This window comes from Paenibacillus aceris, assembly GCF_017874035.1.
In the GTDB taxonomy this organism is placed as follows: Bacteria; Bacillota; Bacilli; order Paenibacillales; family NBRC-103111; genus Paenibacillus_E; species Paenibacillus_E aceris.
Map to the genome: position 1 here is coordinate 147,310 of NZ_JAGGKV010000007.1, position 20,227 is coordinate 167,536.

Annotated in this window: 19 protein-coding genes; 14 read left to right on the forward strand and 5 right to left on the reverse strand. The window is 50.9% G+C overall.

Translation table 11 applies throughout. From position 1 onward, the window contains the following. On the reverse strand, nucleotides 1-2,112 hold the full coding sequence (locus J2Z65_RS15285; RefSeq protein WP_240159575.1) for a multicopper oxidase family protein: 2,112 nt from the start codon (nucleotides 2,110-2,112) through the stop codon (nucleotides 1-3). 184 nt (nucleotides 2,113-2,296) lie between these two features. Here J2Z65_RS15285 and J2Z65_RS15290 point away from each other — a divergent pair, with 184 nt between their 5' ends. The 4 genes from J2Z65_RS15290 (at nucleotide 2,297) to J2Z65_RS15305 (ending at nucleotide 4,742) form a co-directional block, all read left to right on the forward strand. Further along, nucleotides 2,297-2,461, forward strand: a complete 165-nt coding sequence (locus J2Z65_RS15290; protein WP_167054757.1) for an HU family DNA-binding protein — start codon at nucleotides 2,297-2,299, stop codon at nucleotides 2,459-2,461. A 236-nt stretch (nucleotides 2,462-2,697) separates the two neighbouring features. After that, complete coding sequence (locus J2Z65_RS15295) at nucleotides 2,698-2,898, forward strand: cold-shock protein (protein ID WP_127453854.1); 201 nt, start codon at nucleotides 2,698-2,700, stop codon at nucleotides 2,896-2,898. 95 nt (nucleotides 2,899-2,993) lie between these two features. After that, nucleotides 2,994-3,221, forward strand: a complete 228-nt coding sequence (locus J2Z65_RS15300) for a cold-shock protein (protein WP_145665171.1) — start codon at nucleotides 2,994-2,996, stop codon at nucleotides 3,219-3,221. A gap of 102 nt (nucleotides 3,222-3,323) precedes the next feature. Next, nucleotides 3,324-4,742 (forward strand): M23 family metallopeptidase, encoded by a 1,419-nt coding sequence (locus J2Z65_RS15305; protein ID WP_338111609.1) that lies wholly within the window; start codon nucleotides 3,324-3,326, stop codon nucleotides 4,740-4,742. Nucleotides 4,743-4,799: 57 nt separating this feature from the next. Here the strand turns inward: J2Z65_RS15305 and J2Z65_RS15310 are convergent, their stop codons facing one another. Beyond that, the gene (locus tag J2Z65_RS15310) at nucleotides 4,800-5,834 is read right to left on the reverse strand and encodes a potassium channel family protein (protein WP_167054755.1); all 1,035 of its coding nucleotides are present in this window, start codon (nucleotides 5,832-5,834) and stop codon (nucleotides 4,800-4,802) included. Nucleotides 5,835-5,919: 85 nt separating this feature from the next. Between J2Z65_RS15310 and J2Z65_RS15315 the strand changes: the two genes are divergently transcribed. Together J2Z65_RS15315 and J2Z65_RS15320 are read left to right on the forward strand one after the other, a co-directional pair. Next, nucleotides 5,920-8,250 carry an ATP-dependent DNA helicase gene (locus J2Z65_RS15315; RefSeq protein WP_167054753.1) on the forward strand — a complete coding sequence of 777 codons (2,331 nt, stop codon included), beginning with the start codon at nucleotides 5,920-5,922 and terminating at the stop codon, nucleotides 8,248-8,250. Continuing rightward, a complete protein-coding gene (locus J2Z65_RS15320) occupies nucleotides 8,217-8,723 on the forward strand; it encodes a hypothetical protein (protein ID WP_167054751.1) in 507 nt (168 codons plus the stop codon). The genes J2Z65_RS15315 and J2Z65_RS15320 overlap by 34 nt, the downstream gene beginning before the upstream one ends. Before the next feature lie 95 nt (nucleotides 8,724-8,818). On the opposite strand, the gene J2Z65_RS15325 is transcribed toward J2Z65_RS15320, so the two are convergent. Together J2Z65_RS15325 and J2Z65_RS15330 are read right to left on the reverse strand one after the other, a co-directional pair. Further along, nucleotides 8,819-9,211: a VOC family protein gene (locus J2Z65_RS15325; protein WP_209855888.1), complete on the reverse strand. Its 393-nt coding sequence runs from the start codon at nucleotides 9,209-9,211 to the stop codon at nucleotides 8,819-8,821. Between the two features lie 82 nt (nucleotides 9,212-9,293). Next, complete coding sequence (locus J2Z65_RS15330) at nucleotides 9,294-10,457, reverse strand: iron-containing alcohol dehydrogenase (protein ID WP_167054749.1); 1,164 nt, start codon at nucleotides 10,455-10,457, stop codon at nucleotides 9,294-9,296. Nucleotides 10,458-10,732: 275 nt separating this feature from the next. Here J2Z65_RS15330 and J2Z65_RS15335 point away from each other — a divergent pair, with 275 nt between their 5' ends. From J2Z65_RS15335 to J2Z65_RS15350, 4 genes are all read left to right on the forward strand, one after another. Beyond that, complete coding sequence (locus tag J2Z65_RS15335) at nucleotides 10,733-11,128, forward strand: VOC family protein (protein WP_167054747.1); 396 nt, start codon at nucleotides 10,733-10,735, stop codon at nucleotides 11,126-11,128. A 29-nt stretch (nucleotides 11,129-11,157) separates the two neighbouring features. After that, nucleotides 11,158-12,009, forward strand: coding sequence for a MerR family transcriptional regulator (locus J2Z65_RS15340; protein WP_167054745.1), 852 nt, complete (start codon nucleotides 11,158-11,160; stop codon nucleotides 12,007-12,009). 68 nt (nucleotides 12,010-12,077) lie between these two features. After that, a complete protein-coding gene (locus J2Z65_RS15345) occupies nucleotides 12,078-13,016 on the forward strand; it encodes an NAD-dependent epimerase/dehydratase family protein (protein ID WP_167054733.1) in 939 nt (312 codons plus the stop codon). 154 nt (nucleotides 13,017-13,170) lie between these two features. Continuing rightward, entirely contained in the window at nucleotides 13,171-15,015 is a 1,845-nt protein-coding gene (locus J2Z65_RS15350; RefSeq protein WP_167054731.1) for an ABC transporter ATP-binding protein, read from the forward strand. A gap of 122 nt (nucleotides 15,016-15,137) precedes the next feature. On the opposite strand, the gene J2Z65_RS15355 is transcribed toward J2Z65_RS15350, so the two are convergent. Next, complete coding sequence (locus J2Z65_RS15355; protein ID WP_167054729.1) at nucleotides 15,138-15,743, reverse strand: FMN-binding negative transcriptional regulator; 606 nt, start codon at nucleotides 15,741-15,743, stop codon at nucleotides 15,138-15,140. A 204-nt stretch (nucleotides 15,744-15,947) separates the two neighbouring features. Here J2Z65_RS15355 and J2Z65_RS15360 point away from each other — a divergent pair, with 204 nt between their 5' ends. The 4 genes from J2Z65_RS15360 to J2Z65_RS15375 all read left to right on the forward strand — a co-directional run bounded on the left by J2Z65_RS15360 (nucleotide 15,948) and on the right by J2Z65_RS15375 (nucleotide 19,994). Further along, nucleotides 15,948-16,928, forward strand: coding sequence for a Gfo/Idh/MocA family protein (locus J2Z65_RS15360; RefSeq protein ID WP_167055010.1), 981 nt, complete (start codon nucleotides 15,948-15,950; stop codon nucleotides 16,926-16,928). A gap of 200 nt (nucleotides 16,929-17,128) precedes the next feature. Beyond that, a complete protein-coding gene (locus J2Z65_RS15365; RefSeq protein ID WP_167054727.1) occupies nucleotides 17,129-18,178 on the forward strand; it encodes an ABC transporter substrate-binding protein in 1,050 nt (349 codons plus the stop codon). 107 nt (nucleotides 18,179-18,285) lie between these two features. After that, the gene (locus tag J2Z65_RS15370; protein WP_167054725.1) at nucleotides 18,286-19,200 is read left to right on the forward strand and encodes an ABC transporter permease; all 915 of its coding nucleotides are present in this window, start codon (nucleotides 18,286-18,288) and stop codon (nucleotides 19,198-19,200) included. Further along, complete coding sequence (locus J2Z65_RS15375; RefSeq protein ID WP_167054723.1) at nucleotides 19,200-19,994, forward strand: ABC transporter ATP-binding protein; 795 nt, start codon at nucleotides 19,200-19,202, stop codon at nucleotides 19,992-19,994. The genes J2Z65_RS15370 and J2Z65_RS15375 overlap by 1 nt, the downstream gene beginning before the upstream one ends. Nucleotides 19,995-20,227 lie beyond the last annotated feature (233 nt).

Consider the following 20,227-nt stretch of genomic DNA (forward strand, 5'->3'; position numbering starts at 1 on the left):
TTACTCCGGATGATTCTGCGTCCCGCTGCCCAGCGAATAAGGCGTTGTAATACCTTCATACATGAGGTGCATCGTCATGCCAGCCGCGGCATGCACAAGGTTATGGCAGTGATCCATCCATAAACCTGGATTATTGGCGACAAAGGCGACTTCATACGTCTCTCCCGGCTGAACGTTTAGCGTATCGGACCACCAAGGACTGCCGGTGGAAGGCTTGCCGTTGCGCGACAGGACAAGCACATGATGCCCATGTAAATGCATCGGGTGTTCGACATTCCCGCGGTTAATGAAGGTCGTTTTGACGAGATCTCCTTCCTTGACCATAAACATCGGCGTATTCGGGAATACTTCCCCATTCAATGTATAGAGGAAATCAAAGTTACGGTTAAAAATACCGAGTTTATTGTCCAGAATTAAAGTAAACTCTCTGTCAAAGCGGCTACCCGCGTCAAAAGCCGTTGCAGCCGGGCTTCCGTATGCTAGGGGATCGAAGGGGACAGTCTGTGGAACCTCCGGGATGTCCCCTCTGCCATCGGAAGACATTAGAATGCCTCCATTGCGGTTTGCTCCAACATTCAGATATACGGGGCGCTCCGGCATCACGAATGTGATATCGTAACGGCCGCCGGTAGGCACAATCACGCGGGTATTGGTCAATACATCCGGCTTATTCAGATCTGTTCCATCAATGGACGCCACCTCAAAATGCGTACCGACGAGCGTATAGGTTTGATTCACCCAATCGTCTGTGTTAATGAGCCGCATACGGACAGGCGTTCCTGGAGCGATCGCCAAGCGTTCGAGTTGATCGGATGCGCCGATTGCAATCGAAGCGCCCTTCCAGCGATGCGTCATGACGGTAATGTCCCTCACCGGCTGTAAAGGTTCCGTCTTTGGCTCCACGATCAGCGCTCCGAAGAGTCCCATGCTTACGGCTTCGCGGGAGTCTTGGTGTGAATGGTACCAGAAGGTGCCCACCTGCTCGGCGCGGAAGCGGTACGTGTACGATTTACCCGGCATGACTGCATTTTGCGTGGCGCCGGCAACGCCATCCTCTGCATTCGGCACATCCAGACCATGCCAATGCGCCGTTACGCCCTGCTCGATATCTAGGTTAAGGAGCGTAACCTCGATCAACTCTCCCTCTTTCATCCGGAGCTCCGGTCCCGGAATTTGCCCGTTGTATGTCCAGGCATCGACCGTTTTGCCGGAGCTTAGCGTGACGGTTTTCTTCTGCGCGGACAGTGTAAAATGGCGATCCGGCGTCCCCTCGCGCGGACCTGTCAGGTCGGCGACCGAGATCATTTGGCCCGGGGAGGTGGTCATTGCAGCCATTCCACTATGGTTATGCTGACTCATGTCTGCGGGCGCCGCACCGCCATACTCATGCGTCCCGCTTGCCATGTCGATTTCGGCGGGCAGCTCGCTTTTGTCCATGGCATACGTAAAGAGGTAGTAGCCTGATGTTGCCAGCACAGCGAATACGCTGAGCATAGCTAAGCTGCGTTTCCAAAATGCAGGAGCTGTATAAGTTTCCATCCTGCTTACTTGCTGAAAGCGAATCCGGTGTCTCCACCAAAGTCCTGCCGTTGCCAGTACAAGGACGGCCAGCGGAACGGAAATATCGAGCCATTTGAAAGGCACTGGCGGAACTAAGGCGAAATAAAAGGAAGTTAACGCGGCGAGCGCCATCATTTGAAAAGGAAGGACGAGGCTGGGGCTAGCGGCTTTCAGGTGTGCTGTCAAATCGGCGTGGACCGCCTGTTCCGTCTCGCCTGAGGCTTTCGTGATCGAGCGAAGCTTGAGCAGTTTAGGCACAGATACAAACCAGATGGTTAAAAGTGGAAGAATAACCAGCGGAGCTTGGATAAGCACATGATCGATCCAGAAAGTAGCGGACATCGTTTGCTGCATCCAGGTGATAGCACCTAGAACAGCGGCGGCAGGGATGACCGGGAACCATGACCAGAACAGCAGCTTGCGTGTTTTGCGGTGCATGTGATCAATGCTGCGGCTATATAGCAGTCGGGAAGCTTTAACGCTTCCGATCCAGCTGAAAATGACGAGTAGTAAAGAGGCTGACAGTATGGTTTCAATGCTTAAGCTGTACAAAATGAAAACCCTCCTAAGTGTTTTGCGATACCTTCAGTATAGAGACCTTGCCTTAAGCGGCAAACGGTCCAGGGACCAAGTGATACCTAGACTAAAGTTGGGGTAGTTTTACCTGAATAACCCGCCTGCTGTTTGCAGATAATGAATCCTGTTGTAATTTCTAATTGAAGAGGAGTGGGATCATATGAAGCATATCGTTCGAGATCATGTTGCCAAAGAAGCGGGTATATCTGAATTCCAAGCCGAAAAAGCAGTCGATGCTGTCGTTGATTATTTCAAGACGAGGCTTAACGTCGAAGTTAACAATGAAATACAAGGCGTCTTATTTGGCGAGGATCGTCATGATTAACTCCCGTAAGGGAGTTTTTTATTAACTTGCAGGTAAGCGATTTCAACAGCATGTAAGAATTGGAAATAGTTTGCGTTTTCAAAAGGGATATGTTATGATGAATCCAATCGACAAAAAGAACCTGAATTCACATATTGTAAAGGGTTTTCATTTTTGTTAGTGAACCTTATACAATGTGTGAATTTTTTCTCTTTGAAGAATAAAAAACATGTTAATAATTTTTGGAGGTATTTCTCATGGCTACTGGTACAGTAAAATGGTTTAACGCAGAAAAAGGTTTCGGTTTCATCGAAGTTGAAGGCGGCAACGATGTATTCGTTCACTTCTCCGCTATTCAAGGCGAAGGCTTCAAAACTTTGGATGAAGGCCAACAAGTTGAGTTCAGCGTTGTTCAAGGCAACCGCGGACCACAAGCAGAAAACGTTGTAAAACTGTAATATAATTTAAAAGACTGCCTTTACTTGTGTAATGGCAGTCTTTTTCAATTTAGCTATTGAAGTTTAACTTAAGTAAAACGCTGAGGAGGTTCATCATGTATTCCAGAAAAAAGTCCTTTGAAGAGATGCCTCTAGAAAATGTGACGATATGGTCTTGTGAACAAGAAGGCTGTAAAGGCTGGATGCGAGATAATTTTACATTCGATCACGTTCCGACTTGCCATTTGTGTCAGTCCACCATGGTTCGAAGCGTCAAGTTACTTCCTTTAGTTAATAACACGAGCAGTGATCAGAAAGCGCTCAAAAAAGGCGTGCAAATTTAATATAACAAAGGCCCGGAGACACTGCTGTCTTCGGGTTTTTTATGTTATTATGGACTCGTATTGGAAGACTAGCCCATCGCAAGCGAGGGAGGAATAGATGCTGTGAAGTCCAAAAAACGCCGGCAATGGCCGCTCCTGGCGGGCGCTTGTCTGCTTGCGGCTTGTGCCGTCATTGTAATAGGCAAATCGCCATTCGGTTCTTTCTCTTCATGGAATGCTGTGAAGGATACTCCTGCCGCGGCAACACCGGCTCCGACACCTCCGCCCAGAGAGGCTTTGGAGTTCCGCATGGTAGATCTGGACCGTGGCTGGGTGAAATATGCCGATGGGATCGAAGCGACAGAGGATGGCGGCGGTCAGTGGCAGCCTGCCGCGGGTGACGTGGCAGCCGATGAGAAAGCTGTTGATGGCTCGCTAACGGAGCTTTTAAGCTTAGAGGCGGGTTCGGTCAGCGCGGTTGGCTCCAGCCCAAATCCTAATCCTAATCCGCAGACGGTTACTTTAGGCGCTGCTGCGTTACCGGTGAAACAAACGCAGTTCTTGACGCCTCGTATCGGCTGGGCGCTGCCCGCAAATAGCAAGGATGCGAAGAATCCGCTGCTCGTAACCGCAGACGGGGGGCAGACTTGGGTGGATGGCATGACCGCAGAGGTCAAGGATGCCATCCTCAAAGAGAAGAAACATTTGCAGCAGCTGGCGAAGGAGCGGGAGCTTTACGCTACGAAAGAAGCAGCAAAGGGGATCATGAGCGCCAAATGGAAGCTCGTGCCGGAAAGCGCGGCACCCGGAGATGCGGTGCTTGTGCGTCACGATGAGCCAGGGACCATTACCTGGCTGAACAAAACGTACACGCTTCAGCCATACGGAGCGGGGTATTTCACTTACTTGCCGATTTCGATGAGTGCGAAGCCGGGCAAATATCCGATCGGTGACCAGACGTTGACCATCGTACCGAAGAAGTTCGAAACTCAGTATCTGAAGGTTACCTCTGAGATGGAGAGCATGAAGCAAGATACGGCGCGCATTGCAGCCGATCAGAAGAAGATCGATCTGGCGCGAAGCAAGTCCGAGCCGGAGTTTCTGTTCAGCGGGCCATTCGTGAAGCCCATCGAGGGGATTTTGACGACGCCGTATGGGTATACCCGTTATGTCAACGGGAAGTACGACAGCGCGCATATGGCGGTAGATCTGGCCGCGAAGGAAGGCACGCCGATCAAAGCGACCAATGATGGGGTCGTGGCGCTGGCTGAGAGCCTGTATTTGACCGGCAATTCCATTTATCTCGATCATGGGATGGGGCTCTTTTCGCAGTACGCGCATCTCTCCGAGCTGCGGGTGAAAACAGGAGACCGAGTGAAACAGGGGGACATCATCGGGCTCGTCGGCACGACCGGGTTTTCGACCGGGCCGCATCTGCATTTTACTTTTTGGGCGCATAATGTGCAGGTCAATCCGGATTTATTTTGGAACACGACGCCGTTCCGTTGGGTTCAGCAGGCTCAGGCTAAGCCTAAGGGGTAAACGCAAGCATAAAGGACACCATTCTCGTTATATGGAGAGTTTGGTGTCCTTTTTAGGTTAGGTTAGCTTAGAAATGCGCTCGAAGGTCTCGACGTCACAGATAATGAAGAGCTGCGCTTCTTCCGGAATGAGTTGATCCAGCTTGCGGTTAATATTCAGCTGATCGCGGTCGGAGATTAGTGTCGCGCCCTCAAAGAGCAGCTGTTCGAACGCGTCGCGGTACGTCCGCCACGATTTCCTTTTACCAAGCACATGAAGGTTGCTGCTGGACTGCCTGGTCAAGAGCTGCGACACAATCCGGGACGATCCCGGTGAGAAAGCTGAACGAACGGCAAGCTGCGAAATGGTTTCGGAGCCGAGAATGAATTCGTTCACGTTGACATGCTGGAAATTTTGCATATTTTCGCTGTTTTTGATCTCGACGATGGAGTGGACGTTGCGGTAGTTTCGCTCGATAGTTGTAGCGACAAGCAGCGTTTTGCCATCAACAAAAGAGGGATCGCGCAGCATCGCCTGGTCTTCGGTTATTTCGTTGGCGAAGATAAAGACAGAGCGGGCTTTTGCCATATTAGCCATTTCCAATGTTTCCATTTGTGTGGGGTTTCCACGAATATAATGGACCCTGTTATGTACGATCGGTGTTTTCTCGAGGGTATCGATCAGCACGATCTCTGTAGATGTGTCGGTGCTCAAAATTTCCTGGATCGCCAGCTCGGCGTTTTTGCTCCAATCAATGATGACAAAATGCTGTTCGCCCTGATATCTCAATTTGCCCGCTTCCTTTCGCTGCCTGTATACGAATAATGAGTCAACGACTTTACTGATCGTGACGGAAATTAGACCGATTCCGAAAATGTATAGAAAAATACCTAGGCATTTGCCTGCCACCGTTTTTGGCGCGTAGTCTCCGTATCCCGTTGTGGTCACGGTTGTCATCACCCACCAAAGTCCGTTGAAGATGCTGCCGAACGTTTCTTTTTCCAGGTAATAAGCGCTGGTGGCAGATAGCAGGATAAAGAGAAAGGCTAGACTATAGATGAACTTATTGTTCATTCGCAGCAGTTTGAGGAAGATCTTACTGAAATAGAACATGGGGGCTCCTTTTCTGGGAAAGTAGATATTTGGTCTGTCTGCATGATACAATAAAGAACAAATGTTCTAGAACGGAGAAGGACGAATGGCCGCAACAATTAACATTTCCGTACGATCTCTGGTGGAATATGTGTTTCGCAGCGGAAGTATCGAGTCCGGCTTTCGGACGAGCACTGCCTTGATTGAAGGCACCAAGGCGCATCAAAAATTGCAGAAGCAATACGGCGAGTCAGATCAGCATGAAGTGTATGTTTCCGCTGAGATTGCCTATCAGGAGCTCCTTTTCGTCATTGACGGGCGGTGTGACGGTCTTCTTCAGCATGCGGACGGCGGCCCGATGACGGTGGATGAAATTAAATCAACCTCATCGGATATCGGCGAGATTGAGGAGAATTCCTACCCCGTTCATTGGGCGCAAGCAATGTGCTATGCCTATATGGTAGCCAAAGATCGCGAGCTTCATCAGATGCGCGTTCAACTTACTTATATGCATGTTGAGACGGAAGATACGCGCCGATTTGTGCGGGAAGCCTCGTTTAGCGAGCTGGAACGGTTCGTGCATGAGGTAGTTGAGCAGTATTACCCCTATGCACAGGCGAGGTATGAGCATGAACAGCGGAGGAACGCAAGCATCAAGGAGCTTCCTTTCCCATTTCCGGCGTATCGCGAAGGGCAGCGGAAGCTTGCAGGGGCGGTGTACAAAACGATTGGCGAAGGGCGCAAGCTGTTCGCTAAGGCGCCGACCGGCATCGGGAAGACGATGTCGACCCTTTTTCCATCGGTCAAGGCGATCGGGGAGGGGCTGCTGCAGCGGATTTTTTATTTGACGGCCAAGACGATTACCCGTACGGCAGCGGAGGAGGCTTATGGGCTCCTTCAGGAAAAGGGACTTCACATGCATGTCGTGACCATAACAGCGAAGGACAAAGTATGTTTGAAAGAGGAAGTCCGCTGCTCCAAGGAGCATTGTGAATTCGCTGATGGCTATTTTGACCGCATCAATGAGGCAGTGCTTGATCTCCTTAGGTCGGAGACGATCATGACGCGTACAGTAATTGAGACGTATGCGCGGAAGCATCGGGTTTGCCCTTTTGAATTTTCACTGGATGTCGCTTATGCCGCAGATGCGGTGATTTGCGATTACAACTACATTTTTGACCCCCGCGTCAATTTAAAACGACTTTTCGAGGAACAGAAGAGGTACACGAATTTGCTCGTGGATGAAGCGCACAATCTGATTGACCGGGCGCGGGAGATGTACAGCAGCACATTGGCCAAATCCGGGTTCCTCGCGCTGCAGCGGGAGTTTAAAGGCCTCCGCGCTGATTTGCACGATGCGGCAAAGGCTGTTAACCAATATTTCATTACGCTGCGCAAAAGAATTGGGGACCGCCAGATGCTGGTGGAGTCCGAGCTGCCGGAGGCTCTATTGGCGCTGCTGGATGGCTTTCTTGCAGCTGCGGAGAAAGAGCTCGCTGCGAGCGCCGGGAGCCAGGCGAGTCCGCTGCTGCTGGAGACTTACTTCCAAGCGCACAATTTCGTGCGCATCGCCAAGCTGTACGATGAACGGTATATGACGCTGTTCACGTCTGACCGGAACGAAGTCAGCGTGAAGCTGTTCTGCCTAGATCCCTCTCATCTGCTTCGGCAGATGGGGAAAGGCTACCGCTCGCATGTTTTCTTCTCAGCGACGCTTACCCCGCTGTCCTATTTCATGGACACACTAGGTGCCGGCGAGGAGGACTACTCCGTGAGCGTGCCTTCGCCCTTTGCCAAGGAACAGCTGGAGGTTTTCGTCCAGCCGCTGTCGACGCGCTATCAGGACCGAGAGCGAAGCCGGGAGGCGATTGCCCGCTCGATTTATGACATGGTGACACGGCATGATTCGGGCAATCATTTGGTGTTTTTTCCTTCGTATGCGTACATGAGCAGCGTGTATGAGGCTTTTACGGATCTTGCCGGTGAGCAGGATGATCATGGTCTTGGTCGTCTGCACGTGCTGGTGCAAACGGCGCAGATGTCAGAAGAGGAGCGGGAGAGCTACTTGGCCGAGTTTCAGTCCGGCCGGGAAGGGACGCTCGTTGGTTTTGCCGTGATGGGCGGTATCTTCTCGGAGGGCATCGATCTGGTCGGTGAGCGGCTAACCGGCGTAGCTGTCGTTGGCGTAGGCTTGCCGCAGCTGGGACCGGAGCGCAACTTGATCAAGGCCTACCTCGAAGACACAGGCAAAAACGGCTACGAGTACGCCTACGTCTTCCCAGGCATGAACAAAGTGCAGCAGGCAGGGGGCCGGCTGATCCGCTCTGAAACGGATCGCGGCGTGCTGCTGCTGATCGATGACCGGTACCTGCAGCCGCTTTATCAGCGATTGCTGCCGGAGGAGTGGCGCGATTATACGGTGCTGCGGTTGCCATGACAGGTGTCCTCGCGAGGAACGCTGGTCCGAATGAAGGGGGTGTCCGCCTTGGAAGAGCAACCCAACGATACAATGAGCCTGTGGGTAACCCAGAGAAACGGCGTCAGCTGGAAGAACGCCTTAAGGCTTCTGAGCGGGAGAATCAGGATCTGCAGGATGAACTGGCGATTTTAATTGCACATCTTCAGCAAAAAAAGGAACTAAGGTTCCAATTCATCGAAGCACATCGCTCTGAATTTCGAGTGGAGAAGATGTGCAAGGTTATGCAGGTGTCGAGGAGCGGCCTGTGGAAAGATGGACTATCCATCTCAGAGCGTACCGTCAGCATTTACATGAAAGAACTAGGGCTGCGTTCTCAAAAAACAGCGATGTCGCAGATTGAGGGAACTACGTTCCTCTATTTGCTGCATAAACAGCCATTTGGCAGATTAGGCGTTTCAGATTTCGCGTCACGGTGGCACGCTTCTCAGTGAGGTATGGCGGTGAAACCCATCATTCCAAAAGCAAAGGGGCTATCCTCAAGTAGATGAATCTACTTAAGATCAGCCCCTTTTATATGCCCGTTCGCCTACTTACACACCATGAGCAGGTTGCCGTCCGGATCTTTAAAAACAAACCATTGCTCACCCTGAATTTCCGTCACAAGCTCCACGTTGTTCGCCTTCATGAACTGATAAGCAGCTTGGATATCATCCGTCTGAAACATAAAGGCCGGCGTTTGATACGCAGGCGGCCCGTCCGGTTTGTCGCCGCCCCACATGGGCATTTGATCGAGCACTAGGGATACGCCTTCCATCGGAAGGGCGTAGAGATGACCGAACAAAATCTCCCCGTCTGCAGCTAGGCCAAGCATCTTGCAATACCAATCTCGCGCGCGCTCGATGTTCCGAACGGGAAGAAAGACGGTGCTGATCCGGTTCTTAATCGGACTTTGCACATGAAGCTCCTGAAGTTCACTCACGTGTATCAGCCTCCATGAAATGGGATAAATTCCCTTTGATTATTTCACAGAAGCACTAAGTCTGTAAATGACATTTACCGGTCTACAGAGACATCCGGTAAATGTTAACGACATCCTCGCGAGTCAGCTTCTTAAAGTGCCCGAAATCGCCGTAAACCATGGCTTTATCGGCCATTAGCTCGATGGTGGAGTCATCGATGTCGTAATCCGCCAAGCGGCTTGGCGCACCGATGGAGTTAAAGAATCCGCGAAGCTCGGCGATCCCTTCCTCGGCGACTTGACGGTCCGATTTACCAGTGGTCGTAACGCCGAAAACGCGCTGCGCGAACTGCTTGAACCGCGCTTCATTCGCATCCAGCGTGTAGGTCATCCAGTTCGGGAACAGAATCGCTAGGCCGCCGCCGTGCGGGATATCATGAACGGCTGACACCGCATGTTCCAGATTATGCGTCGCCCAATCGCCGCGAACCCCCATGCTGAGGATTCCGTTAAGCGCCATGGTGCCGCTGTAAAGAATCGTGGCGCGATTCTCAAGATCGTTCAGATCCTGCAATAAACGAGGAGCGGTATCGATCACAGTACGCAAAATCGTTTCGCAGAAACCATCTTGAATAGGCGTATTAGCGCCGTGATGGAAGTATTGCTCGAATACGTGAGACATGATGTCGACCATTCCGTAAACGGTTTGATTCTCAGGCAGGGAGGTTGTATGTGCGGGATCTAATATCGAAAATTTCGGATAGGAGAACACACTGCCCCAACCGAGCTTCTCTTTGGTTTCCCAGTTCGTAATAACGGAGCCGGAGTTCATTTCCGAGCCGGTAGCGGCAATCGTGAGCACGGTGCCCAGCGGCAGTGCGCCGGTAGCGGTCGCTTTGCGTGTTACGATATCCCAGAAGTCGCCTTCGTACTTGGCGCCAACGGCAATCGCCTTGGCACAATCGATTACGCTGCCTCCGCCAACGGCGAGGATCAAGTCGATGTTTTGGGTGCGGCACAAGTCAACACCGCGATGCACAGTCGTGAGTCTTGGGTTAGGCTCAACGCCGCCGAGCTCGAAGATCGAAGCATCGATACTCTTCAGCAGGTGAACAACCTGGGTGTAGAGGCCGTTCTGCTTAATGCTTCCGCCGCCATAAACAAGCAGCACGTTTTTTCCGTATTTGGGCACCTCCGCCGTTAATTTCTCGAGTTGCCCCTGACCGAAATGCAGCGTGGTTGGATTATAAAAAGTAAAAGTGTTCATCTAAATACCTCCTCGAAATCATCTATAGAAATGTCTTACCCTCATATTGTATAGAAAGAAACAGTAAAAACAAAATCAGCTGCAAGAAGGCACAGAGCCTGCACGCATCACTCTACTGGAACTTCCCAAGCACTATGGCGGCGCTGTGTAGGGTTGATTATTAGATAGATCGGCGTGTTTTTGCGTGGATGGCGGTTTCAGGGGGATAGCTTATTTTTGCGGGAGAACATGGTATGATCAACTAGAAGCGACCAAACCCTATAGGAGGAATAAGCATGGCAACGCTAACACCATATTTGTACAGCAGCAATGCAAGGAAGCAGGCGGACTTTTACGTAGAAGCTTTTGGCGGTGAAATTGTCAGCCTTAGAACGTTCGCAGAAATGCCTGGTGCTGATGAATCGATGAAGGATCGCGTGATGCATTTGGAGCTTCATGCGCTTGGTCTGCGTTTTTTCATGGCGGATGCAGGTGCGGAAACGGTGGATCGAGGACACGGCATGGATTTGACGCTGGAATTTAGAACGGAAGATGAAGCACGGCGCATATTCGAAGCGCTATCCCGCGGCGGCTCGGTGAAGATGCCATTTGAGCGCATGTTCTGGGGGACGATGTTCGGCCGCCTGGAGGATCCTTTCGGTGTGATTTGGCAGATTTCAACGGAGGCATAATTGCTGTTACGAAGGGAGTCGCGCCTAGCATGGAAGGATATACTGTCGGACAAACAGCCAAGATCTGTCAGACCTCCATCCAGACACTTCATTTTTACGACAAAATCGGGCTTGTTAAACCTCACCGGGTAGACGGTCAGAATGGGTATCGGTATTATTCGAGCCAAGATATTTTACAAATTAAAATCGTTCAGGATTTACAAAGCATGCAGTTCACGCTGGAGCAGATCGGCCAGGTGCTGAGAAGCAAAAGCGGGAGGATCATCCCCGAACTGCTCCATGTTAAGCGGGCGGAAGCGCAGCAAGCGATTCTCGATCTAGGGACAATAGTCGGCAATATTGACCAACGGCTGCGGCTTTTGGAAGATCATGAGCAGCTTCTTCAGGCCTTTGAGCACACACAAGTCGTTGTCGAGCTGAAGACCTACCCTGATCGGTTCGTTGCATTTGAACGCAAGCGTGACGTATGCGGCATGGAAACATCCATCATTCGGTTCATGGCGCTGATCGACCGCGTTAAAGAACACGGGTTTACGACGGATGGGCACATCCTGACGATTTATCATGATGATCTGCTGACGTTCGACCGCAATGATTCAGATATCGAAGTCTGTGTGCCGCTCAAGCCAGCCGCAGAGGAGCCTGCTTTTACCCGGTGGCTGCCGGGTGGTGATTACATCTCCGCCGTTTATGCGGGATTTCCAAATGAAGTATCGTGCAAAGGGCTGTATCAACGTTTGAGGGATTGGATGAATCTGAACGGTTATGCGGAAAACGGTCCTGTGTTGGAGCGGTATTTGATTGATTTTACCCATATGAGGAATACGGATGACTTTATTGTCGATCTGCAAATTCCGGTAAAAAGCGTATTGACCCTATAGCTGCTATAGGGTTTATTTTTGTTTTATAAGCCAGTCATTGCAGTGATGAAGGAGTAGGAGGATGGAGCATGGAGGTCATTTTAGGAGCAGGGCCGCTCAGCAAGGCAGTTATGAGAGAGCTTTTGAACAAAGGGAAACGGGTCCGGGTCGTGAATTCGTCCGGTAAGGCGAATGTCCCTGCTGAAGTAGAGGTCGTTCAGGCCGATCTTATGTCGGCTTCTGGAGCGCGGGCTGCCCTGCAGGGGGCGAATAACGTGTTTCAATGCGCGCAGCCCCCGTATCACAGGTGGGAGGGACTGTTTCAGCAGTTGATGGGCCACATTACGGAAGCAGCCTCGTATCATCAGGCAAATTTAGTTATGGGCGACAACCTTTACATGTATGGCGATGTGAGCGGGCCAATCCACGAAGGGCTTCCGTATGAGGCAGACACTCGGAAAGGAAAGGTAAGGGCCGAGATAGCACAAGGGCTGCTCGATTTACATCGCAAAGGGACGGTGAAAGTAGCGATCGGCAGGGGGGCTGATTTCTACGGGCCCTATGTGAACAACTCCTACGTGGGCGCTCGTTTCTTCGCTTCAGTTGCGGCAGGCAAAGCCTGCTCTCTGCTGGGTGATCTGGACGCGCCGCATACCTTTACGTATATCGATGATTTTGGCCGGGCTTTGGTGACGCTCAGCGAGCATGAGGATGCCTTCGGTCAAGCGTGGCATGTCCCGCATGCAGAGACAGTCAGCACCCGGCAATTCGCGGAATTAGCCTACGAGGCAGCAGGGCATTCTCCGCGTATTGGTACGATGGGCCGGGGAATGCTCCGCTTAGGGGGGCTGTTTATACCCGCGGCTAGGGAAGTGATCGAAATGCTGTATCAATTCGAGAAGCCATTCGATGTGGACTGCAGCAAGTTTATTCGGCGTTTTGGAGAGAAAGCGGGACCAACGCCGCTGCGTACGGCGCTTAAGGAGACGATAGCTTGGCATCGGGAGCAGGCCACGGTGAAGGTGTAGTCCCATGCTAACAGCCCCTCTACATCTGCGGACCGATTCGTTCCCGTTTATATTCCGTTTAAAATACAGGTGTATGATTCTTTTTGCAAAGAGATACTGAAAAGATCATTCACAAGACGGATGAACGTCCGATCGGGTAAAGGAGTAGAGATACATGGCAGTTACAAGGAAAGAAGCGCCTAAGGGCGCGAGCAATTGGCGGGGCTTCGTCCGCTTGCTCATGCAGGCGAAACCGCCTAAGCTTCTGTTAAGCATAGCATTAGGATTAAGCATTATTTCAACATTGGTAAGTCTGGTGATTCCGCTATTTACGAAAAATGTCGTTGACAGCTTCTCCATCGATGCGTTGAATTGGATGCAGATTAGCGGCATGGCCATCGCATTCGTGGGGTCGGCTATAGCCTCCGGCGTATCGGTGTACTTATTGAATTATGCGGGACAGAGTGTGGTGGCAGGCATTCGGGACCGTTTGTGGAAAAAGCTGCTGGTGCTGCCAGTCGGATATTACGATAACCACCAGACGGGGGATACGATCTCCCGGATGACGAACGATACTGCCGTGATTAAAGGGCTAATTGCAGAGCATACGTCGGGATTCGTAACTGGCGTCATTTCGATTGTCGGTTCGGTTGTAGTACTTCTATATATGGATTGGAAAATGACGCTCATCATGTTCAGCGTGTTCCCGCTGGCTTTCCTCATCCTATTTCCGCTAGGCCGGCAAATGTTCAAAATCTCTAAAGGCATGCAGGCCGAGACGGCAAGCTTTACTTCGGTGCTTAATCGCGTGCTCTCTGAGATCCGCTTGGTAAAGGCGGCGAATGCAGAGCCTATTGAGTATCAGGAAGGAAGTTCAGGGATTCAAAAGCTGTTTAAATTCGGACTCCGCGAAGGCAAGATTCAGGCATTAATGGCGCCGCTTGTTACGTTTGTCATGCTCATGCTGTTTGTCGTGCTGTTCGGTTATGGCGGCATGCGGGTGGCTTCGGGGGCGATTTCTGCGGGGCAGTTAGTTGCTTTCATGCTGTATTTATTTCAAATTGTGATGCCGATTACGCAAATTACGCAGTTTTTCAATCAAGCGCAAAAAGCAATGGGAGCGACGGATACGATCCTCAAGGTGCTGGACTATGAAGAAGAGAACCCGCATGCAGGTGTGTCTGTAGCGAACGCGTCCCAGTCGATTCACTTCAAGCAAGTGACCTATGGCTACAAAGAAGGGGAGTCCGTCCTTAAAAATGTAAGCTTTACGATGGAAGCGGGCAAAGTGACGGCGATTGTGGGTCCGAGCGGAAGCGGGAAGACGACTACGTTCTCGCTGTTGGAGAGGTTCTACTCGCCACAGAGGGGTTCCATCACATTAGGTGCGGATGGGATTGATCAGTTCTCACTCATTTCCTGGCGGAGTCAGATCGGATATGTTTCACAGGAGAGTCCGCTCATTGCAGGGACGATTCGGGATAATATCTGTTATGGGCTGCAGCGTGAGGTGACGCTGGAGGAGTTGAAGCTGGCTTCGCAGATGGCGTATGCGGACACGTTTATTGAAGAGCTGCCGCAAAAGTATGCCACGGAAGTCGGTGAGCGCGGCATCAAGTTGTCCGGCGGGCAGCGGCAGCGGATTGCGATTGCGCGTGCTTTGCTGCGCGATCCGAAAATTTTGATGCTGGACGAAGCGACATCAAGTTTGGACAGCAAGTCCGAGGTTGTTGTGCAGCAAGCGCTGCAAAACCTTATGCAGGGGCGGACGACGCTGGTCATCGCACATCGTTTGTCGACGGTGGTTGATGCGGACCAGATCATCTTCCTGGATAAAGGCGTCGTGACAGGCAGCGGTACGCACCAGGAATTGCTAGAGTCGCATGACATGTACCGCGAGTTTGCTACGCAGCAGCTTCAACTGCAGGAGCAGTTGTCTGCGGATTCGGGGTTGGTGCAGGCGGAGGCTCTATCCTCCGGTGAGATTCCCGCTCATTCAGCGTCAATCGCCAACGGATAACCTTCAACCGTCTGGAGTAATCTGATTCATGAAATAATAATATAAGGGTGGTTGGGCAGAAGAAATCTGCACAACCACTTTTTTTGTTCAGCCGGTAAATTTCCGGGGCGGTTAGGAGCAGATTAGAGGTTTTCTTTCATCAGGGCGGCAATTTTGCGCTCATTCTCTCTATTTAGAGCTTCTAATCGCTGGATCACAAGCTTTTGGCGTTCCACTGGATGGTTTTGGCTTAATTTGGCCTTACCCTCCATCCTTGTTATTTTGATTTTGAAGGCCTGAATGCCTTTGCTTAGTCCAGCCAAATAGGCGGGATCTACAGAACCTAAATCATAAGGACTGTTAGGTTCTTCATATTTTGCAATCAAACCCTGCATGGAGGCCATCACTTCTTGCTCATCGTCAATAAGCTCGGCTTGGCCGTATGCGTGAACAGCCACATAATTCCACGTGGGAACGGACTGGCTTGTTTCATACCAGGAGGGAGAGATATAACTGTGCGGCCCCTGGAAAATGACCAAAACCTCCTGCTGTCCGAGATCCCTCCAATGCGGATTGGGACGCGCAACATGTCCGTATAAGCACTCATTTGTGCGATCCAAAATAAGTGGCAAATGGGTAGCGAAAGAGTGGTTTTGATGCTGAGAAATCAGTGTGGCAAAGCCATTTTGTTCGATAATTTCGTACATGAGGTTGTGATCTTTTATTTCGAAATGGGATGGGATGTACATGATTGCTGCTCACCTACTTCGTTAGGGTTTAGTTTTAAGACATTATAGCAATCGTGAGGGTATTCACACAGTGCCAATTTCGGCGAAATGTAGTGTGCCACTTGGAATGAAGTTCCCTGGTATGCGCCTCTTCAACTCAAAGGAAGCAAAGCGCAAATGTCGAATAAGTAAGCTAGAAATCAGACGAAGATCTGGAGGGATGCGATTTTGGAAAAAGTAAGATGGGGAATTATTGGCTGCGGTGATGTGACTGAAGTAAAAAGCGGACCGGCTTTACAGAAGGTGGCAGGCTCAGAGCTCGTTGCCGTCATGCGGCGCAATGGCCATTTGGCTGAAGATTACGCGAGAAGACATGGCGTTGCCAAATGGTACGATGATGCGAATGCCCTGATCCATGATCCGGATGTGAACGCGATTTATGTGGCAACACCGCCCGGTTTTCATCATGAGTATGTGTTGATGGCGGCAAAGGCAGGAAAGCCTGTTTATGTGGAAAAGCCAATGGCTAGAAATCATGGGGAGTGTCTCGAGATGATCGCCGCCTGCGAAGAGGCCGGTGTTCCGCTTTTTGTGGCCTATTACCGCAGAGGCTTGCCCAAATTTGTACAGATTAAAGAACTGCTAGAAAGCGGTGTACTGGGGGAAATCAGATTCGTAAACACCACTTATTTGCAAATGCTGCGGGAGGACCAGGGGCAAGATCTGCCATGGCGTTTACAGCCTGAACTTTCGGGAGGCGGGCTCTTCGTCGATTTGGCCAGCCACACGTTGGACATTCTGGACTATTTGCTGGGACCGATCGGCGAAGTGAAGGGTTTTGCCAGAAATCAGAGCGGGCAGCTTCAAGTCGAGGATATCGTGACAACAGCCTATGCGTTTGAATCCGGTGTCATGGGGATGGGGGTTTGGAGCTTTAACAGCTTCAAGCGCAGCGATGTGAATGAAATTGTGGGCAGTCTCGGCAAAGTGACGTTTTCGACATTTGGCGGGGATCTTCGTGTAGAGACGGCGGATGGTCACGTGGAGGAATTTACGATTCCCAATCCGGCTCATGTACAGCAGCCTTTGATCGGAATGGTCGTTGATGAGCTTAGAGGAGTGGGCAAAAGCCCAAGCACGGGGCGGACGGGAGCACGTACGAATCGAGTCATGGATGAGATGCTTCGCGACTTCTATCGTCAGTAATCCCAGGGATACTCGTCCATATATTAACAGAATCGATAAAACGATTGACGGAAACACGCGAGCCAATTAAACTATGGTAAATTAGTATCACTTGAATACCTGACAGCGTCTTCATACTTTGCCGAGCAAAAGCGTTAAAGTGGTGAGCGAGCAATGGGTTCAAGTTGGTCAAAAGGGAACAAAAGAGAGGGGTAATTAGGTTGAAAAAGAAAGCACTCGCATCACTTGTATTATCAGCAGCTCTTATGGTCGTAGCCGGTTGTGGTCAAAAAACAGAAACAGCGCCTGCGGCAGGTGGCGCGTCTACAGCTCCAGCAGCAACGGCAGCTGCGCAAAAAACGTACAAAATCGCGATTTCGCAAATCGTGGAACATCCTTCTTTGGATGCAACTCGTCAAGGCTTTCTGGCAGCGCTTAAAGATGCCGGTATCGTCGAAGGCACGAACCTGAAAGTTGACTTCAACAATGCGCAAGGCGATCAAACAAACAATTTATCCATCGCACAAAAAATTGCTTCCGCTGACAACGACCTGGTGCTAGGTATTGCAACACCATCCGCTCAAGCGGTTGTACAGCAAGTGAAAAAAGCGCCGGTTCTGTTTGCGGCCGTTACGGATCCGGTTGCAGCCAAAATCGTGACGAATGTTGACAAGCCGGGCGGTTCCGTTTCCGGAGCATCGGATACAAACCCAATGGCAGTCGCTCAATTAATGGATTTCGTTGCGGCTAACATGCCGAAAGTGAAAACGGTCGGCCTTGTTATTAACGAAGGAGAGCCGAACGCTGTTATCATGGCTAAAAATGCCGAGCAAGCATTGACGAAGCATAACATTAAGCTTGTTAAAGCACCGGTAACGAATACATCTGAAGTGAAGCAAGCCGCTCAATCGCTTGTCGGACGCGCGGATGCATTCTTGATTACGCTGGACAACACGGTTGTTAGCGGCGTAGACGGCATCATTCAAATTGCTAACGAAAAGAAAATTCCGTTCTTCTCCAGTGACCGCGATACCGTGGAAAAAGGAGCATTTGCAACGGTTGGCTTCAAATATTATGATCATGGCTATCAAGTAGGTCAAATGGCTGTTGAAATTTTGAAAAACGGTAAAAAACCAGCGGACATGAAAGTAACAGTTCCTGATAAACTGGATCTGATTTTGAACATGAAAGCTGCTAAGGCACAAGGCATTGAAGTCACTGACGCGATGAAAAATGCTGTGAAAGACAAAGAGAAAAACATCATTCAGTAATGGATTGGATACAAGAGGGGTGGACGACACTTTCGTTCGCCTCTTTTTTTCTCCCACCCGGCTGAATGGCGGACGTTGTTTATTTTTAGATAGGAGGTTGTTAAAACATGATGGATTCCATGAGTGGTGCCGTCGAGCTGGGTCTTCTTTATGCGTTGATGGCACTTGGTGTCTATATCACTTTTCGCATTCTCGATTTCCCGGATTTAACGGTGGATGGGAGTTTTACGACTGGCGGCGCTATCGCGGCTATTATGATTTCGCACGGATATTCACCGTTGCTTGCGTGTGTGGCTGCTTTTGCCGGAGGGCTCGCTGCAGGGGCTTGTACGGGATTGCTTCATACAAAGGGCAAAATCAACGGCCTTTTGTCCGGTATTTTGATGATGATCGCTCTGTACTCGATTAATATGCGGATTATGGGGAAACCGAACATTTCGCTGCTTGGCGCGGATACAATGTTCACATCCATTTCTCCGATTGCGGTGGGGTTCATTGTTGTGATTTTGTTTAAACTGCTGATGGATGGGTTTCTGCATACCGATTTGGGGTTGTCGCTCCGTGCGACGGGCGATAATGCTCGCATGATTCGCAGCTTTGGAGCGAATACAGATAACACGACCATTCTAGGCGTTAGCTTATCTAATGGATTAGTAGCGCTTTCCGGTGCGATGATTGCACAGCAATCAGGATTTGCCGACATCTCTATGGGAATCGGGATGATCGTCATTGGTTTGGCTTCGGTCATTATCGGGGAAGCGATCTTCGGCTCTCAAAGCGTGTTCCGCGCGACGTTGGCGGCTGTTCTTGGCTCCATTGTGTACCGTATCGTGGTAGCTTTGGCACTGCGCGTGGAGTGGCTCAATGCTTCCGATTTAAAATTGATTACCGCGATTATCGTTATTATTGCACTCGTACTGCCATCTGTGCAGCGATCTATCAGGCAAAAGGCAACCGCCAAACGGCGTTCCGCTGAGCTAATTGCCCGCGCCGTGCAAATGAATAAGGGAGGTGGCCGCTGATGCTGAAGCTCTCGAATGTTTCCAAGCTGTTTAACCCGGGTTCTGCCGATGAGAAAATCGCGCTGATCGGCATTAACTTAACCCTGAAGCCCGGCGACTTCGTCACGGTCATCGGCAGTAACGGCGCCGGTAAATCGACGCTGATGAACATCATCTCCGGCGTGATGACGCCGGATGCCGGCGAGGTGGCGATCAGTGGCGAGACGATCCACCACCTGCCGGAATACGAGCGCAGCCGCTGGATCGGCCGCGTGTTTCAAGATCCCATGGCGGGGACCGCTCCTCGAATGATGATCGAGGAGAATCTCGCCATGGCGTATACCCGCGGCAAGAAGCGCGGGCTCAGCTTTGGTACTAACGCGCGCAGACGTGCGTTATTTCTGGAACAGCTGCAGCGCCTGGGTATCGGCTTGGAGAGCCGCCTGCGCGCGAAGGTGGGTCTGCTCTCCGGCGGAGAGCGTCAAGCCCTCAGCTTGCTGATGGCGACGTTCACTCAGCCGCAGATACTGCTGCTGGATGAGCACACCGCCGCGCTCGATCCTGCGCGTGCTGAGCTGATTACGCGATTGACCGAGGAAATCGTGCGCGAAATGAAGCTGACCACACTTATGGTCACGCATAACATGGAGCAGGCGATACGTCTGGGCAACCGCCTGATCATGATGGATAAGGGCCGCATCATCCTCGATGTGAGCGAGGAGCGGAAGAAGGAACTCACCGTGGAGCAGCTGCTCGGTGAGTTCGAGCAAATCAGCGGCAGCAAGCTGTCGGATGACCGCGTAGTGTTGGGATAAATAAATAAGCCTTCGGCTCAAGGGAGAATTCCTTGGCTGAAGGCTTTTTTTTTTCTTGGGTAGAGCGGCGGATGTGAGAGAAGCTGTTTTAAGTGGCGACGGTGGGATTGGCTACTCCAAGCGACAAAGGTACGGCAAGGATGCCTGTTAGCGAGAGTGGTGTGAGATGAAGAGTTGAACAAGTTAAATTGAATCGGTGTCATGCCACCTCTTGGTTGTACTTTGTACAATCA